This window comes from Pseudomonas sp. FBCC-B35, assembly GCF_059133755.1.
In genome coordinates, this window is sequence record NZ_CP101439.1 from 4,602,666 (window position 1) to 4,619,156 (window position 16,491).

The window sequence follows — 16,491 nt, forward strand, 5'->3', positions numbered from 1 at the left end:
GTCACATCGCTAGCTGTCAGCGAATCGCCTCGAGTGTCAGGTCCAGGCATTTGCGTGCCTTTTCCACCAGCTCGTCGATCTGCGCCGGGCTGATGACCAGAGGTGGCGCGATGATCATCGTGTCGCCGACGGCCCGCATGATCAGGCCATTGTCGAAGCAGAAATTACGGCAGATCATGCCAGCACCTTTGCCCTCGAAACGGCTGCGTGTCGCCTTGTCCTTCACCAGCTCGATCGCGCCGAGCAGGCCAACACCGCGCACCTCGCCCACCAGCGGGTGGTCCTGCAACTCACGCAAACGCTTTTGCAAATACGGTGCCGCTTCGGTGCGCGCTTTCTCGACGATCTGTTCGTCGCGCAGGATGCGCAGGTTTTCCAGGCCTACCGCGGCAGCCACCGGATGCCCGGAATAGGTGAAGCCGTGATTGAAATCCCCGCCTTCGCTAAGCACCTTGGCAACCTTGTCACGCACGATCACACCGCCCATGGGGATGTAACCGGAGGTAAGGCCCTTGGCGATGGTCATCAGGTCGGGCCTGAGGTCATAGAAATCCGAGCCGAACCACTGCCCTGTTCGTCCGAAACCGCAAATGACTTCGTCGGCCACAAAGAGGATGTCGTACCGGGCCAGGATTTCCTTGATCTTCGGCCAGTAGGTGTCTGGCGGGATGATCACGCCACCGGCGCCCTGGATAGGCTCGGCGATGAACGCGGCGACGTTGTCCTCGCCGACTTCGAGAATTTTCTTTTCCAGTTGCTCCGCAGCCCAGACCCCGAACGCCTCCGGTGTCATGTCACCGCCCTCGCCATACCAGTACGGCTGAGGGATATGCACCACGCCCGGGATGGGCAAGCCGCCTTGCTCGTGCATGCCACTCATGCCGCCCAGGCTGGCACCGGCCACGGTGGAGCCGTGATAGCCGTTGACCCGACCGATCAGGGTCTGCTTGCTCGGCTTGCCCTTGAGTGCCCAGTAATGGCGAACCATGCGCAGCACGGTGTCGTTGCCCTCGGAGCCTGAACTGGTGAAGAACACATGGCTCATGCCCTCGGGCGCCACTTGGGTGATCGCCTTGGCCAACTCCAGCGCCGGAGGATGGGCGGTCTGGAAGAACAGGTTGTAGTAGGGCAGCTCACGCATCTGCCGCTCTGCCGCCTGAACCAGCTCCTCCCGCCCATACCCCACGGCCACGCACCACAGGCCAGCCATGCCGTCGAGAATCTTGTGCCCCTCGCTGTCCCACAAATGCACGCCTTGCGCCTTGGTGATGATGCGCGGCCCCTTGTCCTTCAGCTGCTTGTAGTCGCTGAAAGGCGCGAGGTGATGCTCGCCACTGAGGGCTTGCCATTCACGGGTTTGCGGGTTGTTCAGGCTCATGTGGTTCTCCGTTGACGGACGGCCGCGCGTCTGCGGGGCCGAGGTTGATCAAACTGCGAACAGCAGGAATTCACGCTCCCAGGAACTGATGACGCGCTTGAAGTTCTCGTGCTCGGCACGCTTGGTGGCCACGTAACCGGCGATGAATTTCTTGCCCAGGTATTGCTCCAGGGCGCGGCTGATTTCCATGCGTTCCAGGGCGTCTTCGATGGTCAGCGGCAGGCGCAGGTTGCGACGCTCGTAACCCCGGCCCTGGACCGGTGCGCTGGCCTCGATACCTTCGACCATGCCGATGTAACCACACAGCAGGCTCGCGGCGATGGCCAGATACGGATTGGCATCCGCACCCGGCAGGCGGTTTTCCACCCGGCGGCTTTGCGGGCCAGCGTCCGGGACGCGCAGGCCTACCGTACGGTTTTCCTCGCCCCACTCGACGTTCACTGGCGCCGAGGTATCCGGCAGGAAGCGGCGGAACGAGTTCACGTTGGGCGCAAACAGCGGCAACGCTTCGGGAATGAATTTCTGCAAACCGCCGATGTGGTTCAGGAACAGCGTGCTCATGCTGCCGTCTTCATTGCTGAAGATGTTCTTCCCGGTGGTCACATCGACCACGCTCTGGTGCAGGTGCATCGCACTGCCAGGCTCGCCGGTCATGGGCTTGGCCATGAAGGTGGCTGCCACGTTGTGCTTGAGCGCCGCCTCACGCATGGTGCGCTTGAACACCAGGATCTGGTCGGCCAGGTGCAGGGCATCGCCGTGACGGAAGTTGATTTCCATCTGCGCCGTGCCGTCTTCGTGGATCAGCGTGTCGAGGTCCAACTGCTGCAATTCGCACCAGTCATAGACATCCTCGAACAGCGGGTCGAATTCGTTCGCAGCTTCGATGGAGAAGGACTGGCGCCCGGTTTCAGGCCGGCCCGAACGGCCCACTGGCGGTTGCAGCGGGAAGTCAGGGTCTTCGCTGCGTTTGGTCAGGTAGAACTCCATCTCGGGCGCGACGATGGGCTGCCAGCCCTTGTCGGCGTAAAGCTTGAGCACCTTCTTGAGCACGTTGCGCGGCGACAGCTCTACGGGGTTGCCCTTTTTGTCATAGGTATCGTGGATGACCTGCGCGGTCGGCTCGATGGCCCATGGCACCAGGAACACGGCATTCTCATCGGGCCGGCAGATCATGTCGATGTCTGCAGGGTCCAGCAGCTCGTAATAGATGTCGTCGTCGACATAGTCGCCGGTCACGGTCTGCAGCAACACGCTCTCGGGCAGGCGCATGCCTTTCTCGGCGATGAACTTGTTGGTAGGCGAAATCTTGCCGCGCGTGATGCCGGTCAAGTCGCTGATCAGGCATTCGACTTCGGTGATCTTGTGCTCTTTCAACCAATCGGTGAGCTGGTCGAGGTTGTTACTCATAAATACCTCAGGAGGTAAGGTGGTCCGCGACTTGATTCTGGATGCAGTGGATGGCTAAAGCAAAACCCCCGCGCAGGCGGACGGTGGATACACTGAAATGACGTGTGTCCTAAGTAATTCGTAATGGCAGAAAGAAGCGAAGCGTGGAGATGAGGTGCCATGAAGGCGGGGCCGAGCATGCCAGACGTCAATTATTGCGAGCACTGCCGCCATGGGATTGGCAGGCCAGGCTAACGTGACTGAACAGCCTGATTGCACTGCATTGGCAGCGCTTCCAGGTCGCGGCAGGCGGACCATGAGACCCTCGTATTATTCTGTTTTGGGTTGAATCGGAGCTTAGCGCCGTTCATTTTTTTACACAACACCTGCGTAAAAAAAAAACGACGCAGTGCTCACGATAGCGCTTTTCCAGAGAAATAGCGGATAATGCCGTGCCCCGATATGCAGCAAATCTGCCGTAGACGTGCCATTTCAGGGCATCATGGGGTTGGCTTGACATCAGTATGGCTTTTCGATTGACTGGTCCTGCAAGCCCCCCTTGATTGATATTTTTAACAACAAAGGTGTTGCATCATGTCGGTACCCCCGCGTGCCGTTCAGCTTAACGAAGCGAACGCGTTCCTTAAGGAACATCCTGAGGTTCTCTACGTTGACCTTCTGATTGCAGATATGAATGGTGTGGTGCGTGGCAAGCGCATAGAGCGCACCAGCCTCCACAAGGTTTACGAGAAAGGCATCAACCTGCCGGCCTCCCTGTTTGCACTGGATATCAATGGCTCCACCGTCGAAAGCACCGGGCTGGGCCTGGACATCGGCGATGCAGACCGCATCTGCTATCCGATCCCCGACACCCTCTCCAACGAGCCGTGGCAAAAGCGCCCGACTGCCCAGTTGCTGATGACCATGCACGAGCTCGAGGGCGAACCTTTCTTCGCCGACCCGCGTGAAGTACTGCGCCAGGTGGTGAGCAAGTTCGACGACATGGGCCTGACCATCTGCGCCGCCTTCGAGCTGGAGTTCTACCTGATTGACCAGGAGAACGTGAACGGCCGCCCACAGCCGCCGCGCTCGCCCATTTCCGGCAAGCGTCCGCAATCGACCCAGGTCTACCTGATCGATGACCTGGACGAGTATGCCGACTGCCTGCAGGACATCCTCGAAGGGGCCAAGGAACAGGGCATCCCTGCCGACGCCATCGTCAAGGAAAGCGCCCCGGCTCAGTTCGAAGTCAACCTGCACCATGTGCCGGACCCGCTCAAGGCGTGCGACTACGCCGTGCTGCTCAAGCGCCTGATCAAGAACATCGCCTACGACCATGAAATGGACACCACCTTCATGGCCAAGCCCTACCCAGGGCAGGCAGGCAATGGTCTGCATGTACACATTTCCGTGCTGGACAAAGATGGCAACAACATCTTCACCAGCGAGGATCCCGAGCAGAACGCCGCGCTACGTCATGCTGTCGGCGGTGTGCTCGAGACCCTGCCCGCGTCCATGGCGTTCCTGTGCCCGAACGTCAACTCCTATCGCCGCTTTGGCGCGCAGTTCTATGTGCCCAATGCGCCAAGCTGGGGCCTGGACAACCGCACCGTGGCGTTGCGCGTACCGACCGGATCCCCGGATGCCGTGCGCCTGGAGCACCGCGTGGCGGGTGCTGACGCCAACCCGTACCTGATGATGGCGGCCGTGTTGGCAGGCGTTCACCATGGCCTGACCAACAAGGTCGAGCCGGGCGAGCCTATCGAAGGCAACTCGTACGAGCAGCTGGAACAGAGCCTGCCGAACAACCTGCGTGATGCGCTGCGCGAGTTGGATGACAGCGAAATCCTGAACAAGTACATCGATCCGAAGTACATCGACATCTTCGTCGCGTGCAAGGAAAGCGAGCTGGAGGAGTTCGAACATTCGATATCCGACCTCGAGTACAACTGGTATCTGCACACCGTGTAAACCAGAACGCCGCCCTTGAAGGCGGCGTTTTCATTTCAGGCGCACAGGCGCAGAACGCCTCACCCCAACGGCTTTTCGAAGATTTTCGAATTGCGCTGGAAGTTGTACAGCGAAGCCCGTGCCGCCGGCAGCCGCTCGACACCACTGGGCGAGAAGCCGCGTTCGCGGAACCAGTGCGCCGTGCGTGTAGTGAGCACGAACAGGGTGCTCAACCCCATTTCCCGTGCCCGGCTTTCGATACGCGCCAGCAGCTCGTCCCCGCGCCCGCCATGGCGGTATTCCGGATTCACCGCCAGGCATGCCAGCTCGCCAGCATCGGACTCTGCAATCGGATACAGCGCTGCGCACGCGATGATCATGCCTTCGCGCTCCACCACACTGAACTGCTCGATTTCCCGCTCCAGCACTTCCCGTGAACGGCGCACCAGGATGCCCTGTTCTTCCAGCGGGCTGATCAGGTCGAGCAGGCCGCCGACGTCTTCGATGGTGGCCTCTCGCACGATCTCGAACTGCTCCTGGGACACCAGCGTACCGCCACCGCCCCGGGTGAACAGTTCGGTCAGCAGCGCGCCGTCCTCGGCATAGCTGACGATGTGACTGCGTGCCACGCCGCCTTTGCACGCCTCGGCAGCGGCATCGAGCAGCTCGGCCTGGTAATCACTGCCCAGGCGCTGCAAGTGCGGCGCAACCTGTTGGGGGCGCAGTTCGCGCACCAGGCGGCCATGCTCATCCAACAGACCAGGTGCTGCACCGAACAACACCAACTTCTCTGCACCCAGTTCGATGGCCGCACGGGTGGCCACGTCTTCGCAGGCGAGGTTGAAGATCTCGCCGGTTGGCGAATAGCCCAGCGGCGAGAGCAACACGATGGAGCGTTCGTCGAGCAGGCGGCTGATGCCCTTGCGGTCTACCCGACGCACTTCGCCGGTGTGATGAAAATCCACGCCTTCGAGCACGCCGATCGGCCGCGCGGTGACCAGGTTGCCGGAGGCCACCCGCAGGCGCGAGCCCTGCATGGGCGAGGCGGCGATGTCCATCGACAACCGCGCTTCGATGGCCAGGCGCAACGCGCCGACCGCGTCGATGACGCAATCCAGGGTAGCGGCATCGGTGATACGCAGGCCGTGGTGGTAATGCGCTGCCAGGCCACGTTCAGCCAGGCGGCTCTCGATCTGCGGACGAGAGCCGTGCACCAGGACCAGGCGTACCCCAAGGCTGTGCAGCAGCACCAGGTCGTGGACGATGTTGCCGAAGTTAGGGTGTTCGACCCCATCGCCGGGAAGCATCACCACGAAGGTGCAGTCGCGGTGGGCGTTGATGTAAGGAGAAGCGTGGCGTAGCCAGTTGACGTAATCGTGCATGACAGGGCCTGTGGATAAGTGGACGGAGAACGGCGTTACAGGGGCGTTCAGGATCATCGTCGGAACAGGCTTGCGGTCACGCGCGGTCTCCTCTAGGCAGAAACGAATGAATGGGGTGGACGTTTAATGCAGACAATAGTGCCCGATCAAGTCACGCAATAGACGCACGGTCGGCTCGATACGTGACATGTCCAGGTATTCGCCAGGCTGGTGTGCGCAGGCGATGTCACCAGGGCCGAGCACGATGGTCTGGCAGCCAAGCTGCTGAAGATAAGGTGCTTCGGTGCCGAATGCCACCGCTTCGGCACGGTGGCCGGTGAGCCGTTCTGCCACCTGGACGAGTTCACTGTCGGCCGCCTGTTCGAACGGCGGCACTTCGGGGAACAGCGGCGCGTAGTCGATACGCACGTCATGGCGCTCGGCCACCGGAACCAGTTTTGCACGGATGGCAGCGCGCAACTGCTCCACGTCCATGCCCGGCAATGGGCGCAGGTCGAACTCCAGGGCGCACTGACCGCAGATCCGGTTGGGGTTGTCGCCACCGTGAATGCAACCGAAGTTCATGGTGGGTGCCGGCACCGTGAACTGCGGGTTGTTATAGGCCTTCTGCCATTGCTGGCGCAGGCCCATCAGTTCGCCCATGACCGCATGCATGGCGTCCATGGCGCTACGGCCCAGGCTTGGGTCCGAGGAATGACCACTGCGCCCCAGGATGTCGATACGATCCATGAGAATGCCCTTGTGCATGCGGATCGGCCGCAGCCCGGTCGGCTCGCCGATGATCGCCGCGCGACCCAGGGGCTGGCCAGCATCGGCCAGGGCACGGGCGCCAGACATCGAGCTTTCCTCGTCGCAGGTGGCCAGAATCAGCAGCGGCTGCTTGAAGTCGTGCTGCAGCAACGGAATGACGGCTTCGATCACCAATGCGAAAAAGCCCTTCATGTCGCAACTACCAAGCCCCACCCAGCGACCCTCGACTTCGGTCAGCTTCAAAGGGTCGCTGCTCCAGAGCTGCTCGTCATAGGGCACGGTGTCGCTGTGGCCGGCCAGCACCAGGCCGCCCGGGCCGCTGCCGCGGCTGGCCAGCAGGTTGAACTTGCCGGGGGTCACCTGCTGAATGTCGCAGGTGAAGCCCAGATCGCCCAGCCAAGTAGCCAACAGGTCGATGACCTGACGGTTGGACTGGTCAAGCGAGGCCTGGGTGCAACTGACCGAAGGCGCGGCGATCAAGGCGGCAAATTGGTCTTTCAGCGTCGGCAACGGCATGCGTTTACTCCTCGGAAGCCTTGCCCATCATAGGACCATCCGCCGTCTGGAATAAACCGTTGACGGCCTACTGCTGTAGACTCTGCATCGACCACGCCCCCTTTCGAGCCTGTGATGCCCAAAGAAACCGAACTCAAGCTGCGCGCCAGCCCCGAGACCCTCGCCGCCTTGCGCGAGCACCCGCTGCTGAAAAAGCGCAACAAGTCTGGCTGGCAGACCCGCGAACTGCTGAACCAGTATTTCGACACGCCTGAGCGCGCGCTGGCCGAGGCACGCGTTGCCCTGCGCCTGCGCCGTGACGGCGATACCGTCATCCAGACCCTCAAGTGCCGCGGAACCAGTGTGGCTGGCCTGTCCGAGCGCAACGAGCACGAATGGCAACTGGACAAGGTCAAGCTGGACCTCAAGAAGCTGGATGACAGCTGCTGGCCGGCGCAACTGGCCGACCTGGACAAGAAGACCATCAAACCGTTGTTCACCACCGATTTCACCCGCGAATATGCCGAAATCGCTTGGGGCCGTGGCAAGGCCAAGGTGGTGATCGAGGCTGCGCTGGACCAAGGCTTCGTAATTGCCGGCAAGCGCAAGGAAGCGATATGCGAGTTGGAACTGGAGCTGCGTGAAGGTGAGCCGGCGGCGCTGCTGGAACTGGCTGCCGAGCTGACCACAAGCGTTGCGCTGATGCCCTGCGATATCAGCAAGGCCGAGCGCGGCTATCGTCTGCTGGAGCCAGAGCGTTTCGAGCTGGACCTGAGCGTCGCCGACCTCGAAGCGGACATGGCCTTGGACGACGCCTATGCTGCGTTGGCCTGGCAACTGCTGGGCAACAGCCAGCGCCTGGCCGAGCAATACCGCCACAGCGGCCACTGGCGGTCGCTGCAGGACTGGGTGCAGAACCTCATCGAGCTGCGCGCAATCACCGCCAGCCTGGGCCAGGCCGCCCCCCGCGCGGCTACCCGTGACCTGCGCGCGCGCCTGGATGCCCTGCTCGAAGACTGGCGTCCACTGGTGCAAGCCGGCAACGATGACGAAGACATCCGCCGCGCCGCGCCCGAGCAGTTCGCAGAAGAGCTGGATGATCCTCGCTGGGGCCAGTTCTCCCTGGAAACCTCACGTTGGCTGTTGTCGCGTGCCTGGACTGCCGAACGCAAGGGCCGTGGCGAGCGCCAGGGCAAGGCGCTTCTGGCAAGCTGGCTTGCACACCTGATTGCCGAGGAAGGCCGCGCCCTGAAGTTGTCGCTGTACACCCAGCGCCCCGAGGACCTGGCAGAGCAACTGCCGCGCATCGAGCAATTGATGGCCTGGCTGCACCATGCCCGCCATGTGCTGGACGCACCACAAATGGACCGCCTGTACGGCGACATGAAGAAGTTGCACGAACTGGCTGAGCAACCGATCGGCAATGAGGTACTCGAAGCCCGCATCGAGCAGGCACGTGCCGTCGATCAGAGCCGTGGTTGGAAACATCTGCTCAAAGCGTGATGCCCTCAGCCCGATAGCGGCAGGCTGGTGGTGGACTTGATCTCTGAGAGGGCCACGATCGAGTTCACCTCCTGAATGCCGGGCACGTTCGAGAGCTTTTCGAAGAAGAACCGCTCGTACGCCTCGATGTCCGGGGTGACGATACGCAGCAGGAAGTCCACCGAGCCCATCAACACGTAGCACTCCAGTACTTCCGAAAACCCGCGAATCGCCTCCGTGAACTCGGTGAAGTTCGAACGGCCGTGGGCATTCAATTTTACTTCGGCGAATATTTGGGTGTTCAGCCCGATCTTCTTGCGGTCCAGCAAGGTGACCTGCCCGCGAATCACCCCCTCCTCTTTGAGCCGTTGAATCCGTCGCCAGCACGGCGATTGGGACAAGCCAATGCGTTCGGCGATCTGGGCGCTGGACAGCGAAGCGTCTTCTTGTAGCAACTCGAGGATACGACGGTCGTAAGCATCCAATGCGCTGTGCATGAACAATTCTCCAGATCGACCCGCATCGATAATAGCTATGCAAAAAAAGACTCATTGGGTCGAATCTTAGCGAAAAAATTCCGGCCTAGGCATGCAAAACTTTCTGCATTCAACGAGGATAACGCATGAACTCACTGCCGCGTGCCGATGTATGGGCCAACAGCAATGCCCACACCACCGTGCTGTATCGCTTGCAGGCCGAAGCCGAGCCCGACAGCTTGTGCCGGATACTCAATCAGTTCGCCTTGCAAATGCTCACACCGCACAGCATGCAGGTCATTCAACAGGATGACTGGTTGACCATCGACATCGGCATTGGCGGGTTAAGCTGGCATCGCGCCGAGGTGATTGCTCAGAAACTGCGCAACATGGTGTGTGTGGCCGATGTGCACATGGCCCCACAACACCGTGTGGAGCTGTCAGTAGTGCACGCCTAACGGCGCCTGCCAACGCATTGAGGCGCGGAGCAAGCGTCACCCTCAGGCAAAACCCTGAAACCCTTCCGATCCGGCTTGGGCGAAGGCTGAGCTAGCCTTGATCAGGTCTTCTTGATCAGGCACGGACGCCTCATGCATAACCCAGATACCCTGGCACTCGACCTGCACCGGGTGCTCGAAGCCCTGCTTATCGATCAGCGCCTGCATGCCAGCGATAGCGTGCGTGTCCTTGAGCAGGCCGTCGATCACCCCGCTGATCATCCGCTGGAGCAGGTGGCCGCCTGCAACCTTGTCGACCGCCTCCACCCAGGGCAGATACTGGACCTGGACCGGCTTTGCCAATGGCTGGCTGCCAAGGCGGGTCTGCCCTATCTGCGTATCGATCCGCTGCAAATCGACCTGCAGCAGGTGGCTGAGCTGGTGTCGCCGGCCTTTGCGCAAAACCACGGCATTCTCATCGTGGCGGCTGACGCCGCGAGCGTCACCGTGGCCAGCGCACAGCCCTATCAGTGCCGCTGGCAGGCCGATCTTGCCCTGAGCCTTGGACGAACCGTACGGCGGGTGCTCGCAAGCCCTGTGCAACTGCGTCAGGCCGGTGAACCCTTCCAGCGCCTGGCCCAGTCGGTGAAGGGCGCGCATCATCAGCAATCGAACCGCTTTAGCGAGCTTGAGCAGTGGCTGGAGCTGGGCAAACGCCACATGCAGGCCAGTGCGGATGACGCGCACATCGTGCATATCGTCGACTGGCTGCTGCACTACGCGATCGACCAGCGCGCCAGCGACATCCATCTGGAGCCACGCCGCGACCAAGGGCACTTGCGCTATCGCATCGATGGCCTGTTGCACACCGTCTACGTGTTCCCCGGCGCAGTCATGGTGGCTCTGATCAGCCGCCTGAAGCACCTTGGGCGCATGGACGTCGCGGAAAAACGCAGGCCTCAGGATGGCCGACTGCAAAGCCGCCTGCCAAACGGGAGCGAGGTGGAGCTCCGGTTGTCGACCCTGCCCACTGCCTTTGGTGAGAAGCTGGTTTTGCGCCTGTTCGACCCGCAGCAGTTGCACGAGAGCTTTGATCGGCTCGGCCTTCAGGGGCAGCAATTGAGCCATTGGCAAGGCCTGCTGCAACGGCGCCAGGGCATCATCCTGGTCACAGGGCCCACAGGCTCAGGCAAGACCAGCACGCTGTACGCCAGTCTCAAGCTGTTGGCCACCCCGCAGGTGAACCTGTGCACCATCGAGGACCCCATCGAACGGCTCGAACCCGCGTTCAACCAGTTTCAGGTGCAGCCGGCACTGGACCTGGGCTTTGCCAACGGCGTGCGCGCCATGCTGCGCCAGGACCCGGACATCATCATGATTGGCGAAATACGAGACCCCGATACCGCACGGGTGGCCGTGCAGGCCGCCCTTACCGGGCACCTGGTGCTGTCTACCCTGCACACCAACGACGCCTGTGCCGCAATCATCCGCCTGCAAGAACTGGGTGTGGCTGACTACCTGATCAAAGCGACGTTGATCGCGGTGATGGCTCAGCGGCTCGTGCGTACGGTGTGCAGCCAGTGCCAGGGGCGCGAGGCAGCCAGCTGCAGAACGTGCCGCGGCACGGGCTTTCACGGGCGTACAGGTTTGTTCGAATTACTCGAGCCTAGCGACAACCTGCGGGCTCTGATCGGCCCTGATACAGACCTTGCGCAATTGCGACGCCAAGCCCAGGCAGATGGTCTTGTGGACCTGCTCCGCTGCGGCGAAGCCAAGGTTGCGTGTGGGCGAACCCTGGCAGAAGAAGTCCTGCGTACATGCAGCTGATCAGAAGCGGCAAGTCCCGGAACTTGGCAGGCCCGCGAGCATCCAACCGCACATCTTCAACGCTCACCTTCGAGGTGTCTCATCATGCGTCTCAACACTGCCATCGCTGCCGCAGCCCTGCTCGCGCTGCCCATGGGTTCGGCCATGGCCGATTCCTTCTGGCGTAATGTGATCTCCTCCGGGGCAACCACCGGCTCGACCTACCTGACCTCGCGCGACCACAAGTTGGTGATGGCGGCGCAGGATGATGCCGGCAGCTTCGTAGCCAGTGAAGGCGCCATCCGTGGGCCATTCCTGGAGTCGGCAATCAAGCAGGTGCGTGCGGAACATCCAGGCCTTCACGCGTCCGACATGGAACTGGCCAATGCCATTCTGGCCGAGCATGCAGTAGTCGACTGATCGATACAGCGCCGGCCCCATCGCTGGCAAGCTCGCGCCGGGAGGTCTTCACCCCCTGGCTGCGAGTGCTCATGCCAGTGATGGCCGGACGGCTTACTCGCCGATCGCGGCCTTGTAGCCAGCCGCATCCAGCAGTTTATCCAGATCAGCCTGGCTGCTCGGCTTGAGCTTGAAGATCCATGCGTCGTAGGGCTGCTCGTTCAGTTGCTCAGGGCTGTCAGCCAATGCCTCGTTGACGGCGATCACTTCGCCACTGACCGGGGCATAGATGTCGGAAGCGGCCTTGACCGACTCCACGACACCGGCCGCGTCGCCTGCGGTGAACACCTTGCCCACCTCGGCCAGCTCGACGAACACCACGTCACCCAGCGCTTGCTGCGCATGGTCACTGATGCCTACCGTGACGGTACCGTCGGTTTCCAGGCGGGCCCATTCATGGCTTTCGGCAAAACGAAGTTCGGCGGGGATATTGCTCATGTCTTGAATTCCTCGATTGGCTCAGCGGTACGCCCGCCGTTTGATGATGGATCAGATCAGAATCTTGCCATGGCGCACGAAAGTCGGCCTGACCACGCGCACCGGGTACCATTTGCCACGAATTTCCACTTCGGCCCGGTCGCCCGTGGCCATGGGGACGCGTGCCAGGGCAATGGACTTGCTCAGCGTAGGTGAGAAACTACCACTGGTGATCTCCCCTTCGCCAATCCCCGCCACACGGACCACCTGGTGGGCACGCAGTACACCACGCTCTTCCAGTACCAAACCCACGAGCTTTTCCTGTACGCCCCGCTCGATTTCCGCCAACAATGCCGCGCGCCCGATGAAGTTTCGGCTCGCCGGCTCCCAGGCGATGCTCCAGCCCAGGTTGCACGACAACGGCGTGTGCTGCTCGTCGATGTCCTGCCCGTAAAGGTGCATGCCGGCTTCGAGCCGTAACGTGTCGCGAGCCCCCAAGCCGCTGGGTGCAATACCGGCGCCGACCAGGTCGTTGAAAAAGGTCACGGCCTGGTCACCCGGAAAGATCATCTCCAAGCCATCTTCGCCGGTGTAGCCGGTGCGCGCGATGAACCACTCCCCGTCCATCACGCCTTCGAACGGGCGTAGCGTGCGTATCAGCGCGGCCCGCGAGGCACTGACCAAAGCAGCTACCTTCTCGCGCGCGTTCGGGCCCTGAACGGCAAGAATGGCGAGGTCCGGACGAACCTGAACGTCGACGGCAAGCCCGTCACGCTGCTGGTCCAGCCACGCGAGCACCCGGGCTCGGGTAGCTGCGTTGGTGACCAGGCGGTAACCCGTCGCCGTGCGGTAGGCGATCAAGTCGTCGATCACCCCGCCCTGCTCATGCAACATGGGGCTGTAAAGTGCCTTGCCAACCTGATCGAGCCGGGCGACATCGTTAGCCAGCAACCGCTGCAACCAGGCCGTGGCCGCATCGCCCTTAATATCAATGACGGTCATGTGGGAAACGTCGAAGACCCCACAGTCACTGCGCACCTGGTGGTGCTCATCGACCTGCGAGCCATAATGCAGCGGCATGTCCCAGCCACCGAAATCGACCGTCTTGGCGCCAAGCGCCAGATGCAGGTCGTACAAAAGCGTGCGCTGTCCCATGGGTTTCTCCTTCCGGGCGTGGCGAAGCGGCAGCAGTGGAGGGCTCATGGCCTTCAGCTGTGTGAACAGCGTTGTTTTGATTGCCTGCTGCGCGAGTGCCGCGCATTGTAGCGGCAAGGGCGCACGCTGGCACCCTTAGCAGGAATGGCCGGGCCTGCGCGCCGAGCGGCGGATCAGGCCAATGACCGGCAGCAGCCCTACCACCACCAGCGTCAATGCTGGCAGCGACGCCCGCGCCCATTCACCCTCGCTGGTCATCTCGAACACCCGTACCGCCAGCGTATCCCAGCCAAATGGGCGCATCAGCAGGGTTGCCGGCATTTCCTTCAGCACATCGACGAACACCAGCAACGACGCGCTCAGTGCGCCTGGCAACAGCAGCGGCAAGTACACCTTGATGAACAGCCCTACCCCGCCCACACCCAGGCTGCGTGATGCCTGCGGCAGCGAGGGACGAATCCGATCCAGGCTGCTCTCCAGCGGGCCGTAGGCCACGGCGATGAAGCGAATGACATAGGCCAGCAGCAACGCCGCAAGGCTGCCCAGCAGCAATGGCCTGCCAGCGCCTCCCAACCAGCTGGACAGCGGCGCGACGACCTGACTGTCCAGGTAACTGAAGGCCAGCATGATCGACACCGCCAGTACCGAGCCGGGCAAGGCATAGCCCAGGTTGGCAAGCCCTACGCCGATGCGGATACCCGGTGTAGGTGCCTGGCGACGGGCGAAGGCCAGCAGCAGCGCCACGCAGACCGTCACCAGCGCTGCAACGCCGCCCAGGTACAGGGTGTGGAGCACCAGGCCGATGTAGCGATCATCCAGATCGTGGCGCCCGCGCTGCCAGAACCACACCAGCAGTTGCAGCAATGGGATGACAAATGCGCAGGCGAAGACCAACAGGCACCAGCCGCTGGCCAGCAGCGCCTTGCCACCCTGCAGTCGGTACAGCGCCTGGCCTCTGGGGCGTTCACTGGCGCTGTGGTTGGCGCCCCGCGCACGGCGCTCACCGTACAGCACCAGCATGACGGCCAGCAGCAGCAAACTGGCTAATTGCGCAGCGCTGGACAGGCTGAAGAAGCCATACCAGGTCTTGTAGATGGCGGTCGTGAACGTGTCGAAATTGAAGACCGCCACGGCGCCGAAGTCAGCGAGGGTTTCCATCAGGGCCAAGGCGATACCCGCCCCAATGGCAGGCCGCGCCATGGGTAGGGCCACACGCCAGAATGCCTGCCAGGGGGAGAGCCCCAATACCCGGGCGGCCTCCATCAACCCTTTGCCCTGGGCAAGGAACGCTGTGCGTGCCAGCAGGTAAACATAGGGATAGAAGACCAGCACCAGCACGGTGATCACGCCGCCGGTGGAGCGCACCCGTGGCAGGCGCATGGGCCCGAAAGCCTCACGCAGGGCACTCTGCACTGGGCCGGCGAAGTCCAGCAAACCTACGAAGACGAAGGCCAGGACGTACGCCGGAATGGCGAACGGCAACATCAGCGCCCAATCCAGCCAGCGGCGGCCCGGAAACTCGCACAGGCTGGTGAGCCAGGCCAGGCTGACACCGAGCAAGGAGACGCCCAGACCGACCCCCACCACCAAGGTGGCGGTGTTACCCAGCAAGCGCCCCATCTGCGTGTCGAGCAGGTGGGACCAGATCTGCAGGTCGATCGACTGCCACGACAACAGCAGCACGCTCAGGGGCAGCAGCACGAGGCCAGCGATCAGGGTGACGGGGAGGTACCAGCGACGACGGTGGGTGTAGGGCACTTTAGATCTCTATGACGGGCCGCAGCTCGACCCACGAAGAGGCCTTTGCAGGCCTCTCGAGCGGGATGTGGCGCTCAGTTCCAGCCGGCACGGTCCATCAGGCGGATGGCTTGGGCCTGTCGCTTGCCGGCCACTTCCACCGCAATGCTGTCGGCCTTGAAGTCGCCCCACGCGGCGACTTCGTCCGAAGGCTTGACCTGAGGGTTGGCCGGGAACTCCTGATTGAGGTCGGCGAACAACTTCTGCGCCTGTTCACCGGTCATCCATTCCACCAGTTTCGTTGCGGCCTCAGGATGAGGCGCGTGCTTGGTCAGGCCGATGCCGGAGAGGTTCACGTGCACGCCACGGTCTTGCTGGTTGGGCCAGAAAATCTTCACCGGCAGGTTAGGATTCTGCTTGTGCAGCCGGCCGTAGTAGTAGGTATTCACAACACCCACGTCGCACTGACCCGCCTCGACGGCCTGGATCACTGCGTTGTCATCCGAGAACACGTCGGTGGAGAGGTTGTTGACCCAACCCTTGACGATCTGCTCGGCCTTCGCTTCGCCGTGGCTTTCGATCAGGGTGGCGGTCAGGGACTGGTTGTACACCTTCTTCGCCGTGCGCAGGCACAGCCGACCTTCCCACTGCTTGTCTGCCAGGGCTTCATAGGTGCTGAGCTCCGACGGCTTGACCCGTTCGGTGGAGTAGATGATGGTACGCGCCCTCAGGCTCAGGCCGGTCCAGTCGTGGGACGAGGCACGGTACTGAGGCGGGATGTTGCGCTCGATGATGTCGGATCGGATCGGCTGCAGGATGCCCATCTGCTCTGCCTGCCATAGATTGCCTGCATCGACGGTGAGCAGAAGATCCGCCACACCGTGCTCGCCCTCGGCCTTGATGCGCTGCATCAGGGGAGCTTCCTTGTCGGTGATGAACTTGACCTTGACGCCGGTCTCGGCCGTGTAGGCGTCGAACACCGGCTTGATCAGCTCATCGATACGCGAGGAGTAGACCACGACATCGTCAGCGGCCTGCACGGTACCACCGACAACGCTCAGGGCCAGGGCGGCCAGTAGGGACTTGCGTGGCAACATGGAAGGCGCTCCTCGATCGAATAGAGAGGCGCAGATGGTAGTGAATCCCATTTGAAGGCTCACCCCCATTGCCGTTACTGGATG

General features: G+C 62.1%; 14 protein-coding genes. 5 read left to right on the top strand and 9 right to left on the bottom strand.

The window, feature by feature from the left end:
• Positions 1-16: 16 nt before the first annotated feature.
• Positions 17-1,378, bottom strand: coding sequence for an aspartate aminotransferase family protein (locus NMB38_RS20990; protein WP_049695307.1), 1,362 nt, complete (start codon positions 1,376-1,378; stop codon positions 17-19).
• Between the two features lie 48 nt (positions 1,379-1,426).
• A complete protein-coding gene (locus NMB38_RS20995) occupies positions 1,427-2,785 on the bottom strand; it encodes a glutamine synthetase family protein (protein ID WP_023532328.1) in 1,359 nt (452 codons plus the stop codon).
• A 573-nt stretch (positions 2,786-3,358) separates the two neighbouring features.
• On the opposite strand from NMB38_RS20995, the gene NMB38_RS21000 reads away from it, so the two are divergent.
• Positions 3,359-4,735, top strand: a complete 1,377-nt coding sequence (locus NMB38_RS21000) for a glutamine synthetase family protein (RefSeq protein ID WP_023532636.1) — start codon at positions 3,359-3,361, stop codon at positions 4,733-4,735.
• 59 nt (positions 4,736-4,794) lie between these two features.
• On the opposite strand, the gene argA is transcribed toward NMB38_RS21000, so the two are convergent.
• Positions 4,795-6,096, bottom strand: a complete 1,302-nt coding sequence (gene argA / locus NMB38_RS21005; RefSeq protein WP_027913437.1) for an amino-acid N-acetyltransferase — start codon at positions 6,094-6,096, stop codon at positions 4,795-4,797.
• Positions 6,097-6,219: 123 nt separating this feature from the next.
• Positions 6,220-7,362, bottom strand: a complete 1,143-nt coding sequence (argE, locus tag NMB38_RS21010; RefSeq protein WP_028686748.1) for an acetylornithine deacetylase — start codon at positions 7,360-7,362, stop codon at positions 6,220-6,222.
• Positions 7,363-7,476: 114 nt separating this feature from the next.
• Here argE and NMB38_RS21015 point away from each other — a divergent pair, with 114 nt between their 5' ends.
• Positions 7,477-8,844, top strand: a complete 1,368-nt coding sequence (locus tag NMB38_RS21015; protein ID WP_104926623.1) for a CYTH domain-containing protein — start codon at positions 7,477-7,479, stop codon at positions 8,842-8,844.
• A 5-nt stretch (positions 8,845-8,849) separates the two neighbouring features.
• Here NMB38_RS21015 and NMB38_RS21020 read toward each other — a convergent pair whose 3' ends face one another.
• Positions 8,850-9,320, bottom strand: a complete 471-nt coding sequence (locus tag NMB38_RS21020; protein ID WP_027913434.1) for an Lrp/AsnC family transcriptional regulator — start codon at positions 9,318-9,320, stop codon at positions 8,850-8,852.
• Positions 9,321-9,445: 125 nt separating this feature from the next.
• On the opposite strand from NMB38_RS21020, the gene NMB38_RS21025 reads away from it, so the two are divergent.
• The 3 genes from NMB38_RS21025 to NMB38_RS21035 all read left to right on the top strand — a co-directional run bounded on the left by NMB38_RS21025 (position 9,446) and on the right by NMB38_RS21035 (position 11,962).
• Positions 9,446-9,757 carry an ACT-like domain-containing protein gene (locus NMB38_RS21025; RefSeq protein ID WP_059183543.1) on the top strand — a complete coding sequence of 104 codons (312 nt, stop codon included), beginning with the start codon at positions 9,446-9,448 and terminating at the stop codon, positions 9,755-9,757.
• Positions 9,758-9,889: 132 nt separating this feature from the next.
• Positions 9,890-11,563, top strand: a complete 1,674-nt coding sequence (locus NMB38_RS21030) for a GspE/PulE family protein (protein WP_027913432.1) — start codon at positions 9,890-9,892, stop codon at positions 11,561-11,563.
• 84 nt (positions 11,564-11,647) lie between these two features.
• Positions 11,648-11,962, top strand: coding sequence for a DUF2388 domain-containing protein (locus tag NMB38_RS21035; RefSeq protein ID WP_027913431.1), 315 nt, complete (start codon positions 11,648-11,650; stop codon positions 11,960-11,962).
• A gap of 93 nt (positions 11,963-12,055) precedes the next feature.
• Here the strand turns inward: NMB38_RS21035 and gcvH are convergent, their stop codons facing one another.
• The 4 genes from gcvH to NMB38_RS21055 all read right to left on the bottom strand — a co-directional run bounded on the left by gcvH (position 12,056) and on the right by NMB38_RS21055 (position 16,407).
• The gene (gene gcvH / locus NMB38_RS21040) at positions 12,056-12,439 is read right to left on the bottom strand and encodes a glycine cleavage system protein GcvH (protein WP_027913430.1); all 384 of its coding nucleotides are present in this window, start codon (positions 12,437-12,439) and stop codon (positions 12,056-12,058) included.
• 51 nt (positions 12,440-12,490) lie between these two features.
• Positions 12,491-13,573 carry a glycine cleavage system aminomethyltransferase GcvT gene (gene gcvT, locus NMB38_RS21045; protein WP_028686752.1) on the bottom strand — a complete coding sequence of 361 codons (1,083 nt, stop codon included), beginning with the start codon at positions 13,571-13,573 and terminating at the stop codon, positions 12,491-12,493.
• Positions 13,574-13,708: 135 nt separating this feature from the next.
• Entirely contained in the window at positions 13,709-15,331 is a 1,623-nt protein-coding gene (locus NMB38_RS21050; RefSeq protein WP_027913428.1) for an ABC transporter permease, read from the bottom strand.
• A gap of 74 nt (positions 15,332-15,405) precedes the next feature.
• Positions 15,406-16,407, bottom strand: a complete 1,002-nt coding sequence (locus tag NMB38_RS21055) for an extracellular solute-binding protein (RefSeq protein WP_132578282.1) — start codon at positions 16,405-16,407, stop codon at positions 15,406-15,408.
• Positions 16,408-16,491 lie beyond the last annotated feature (84 nt).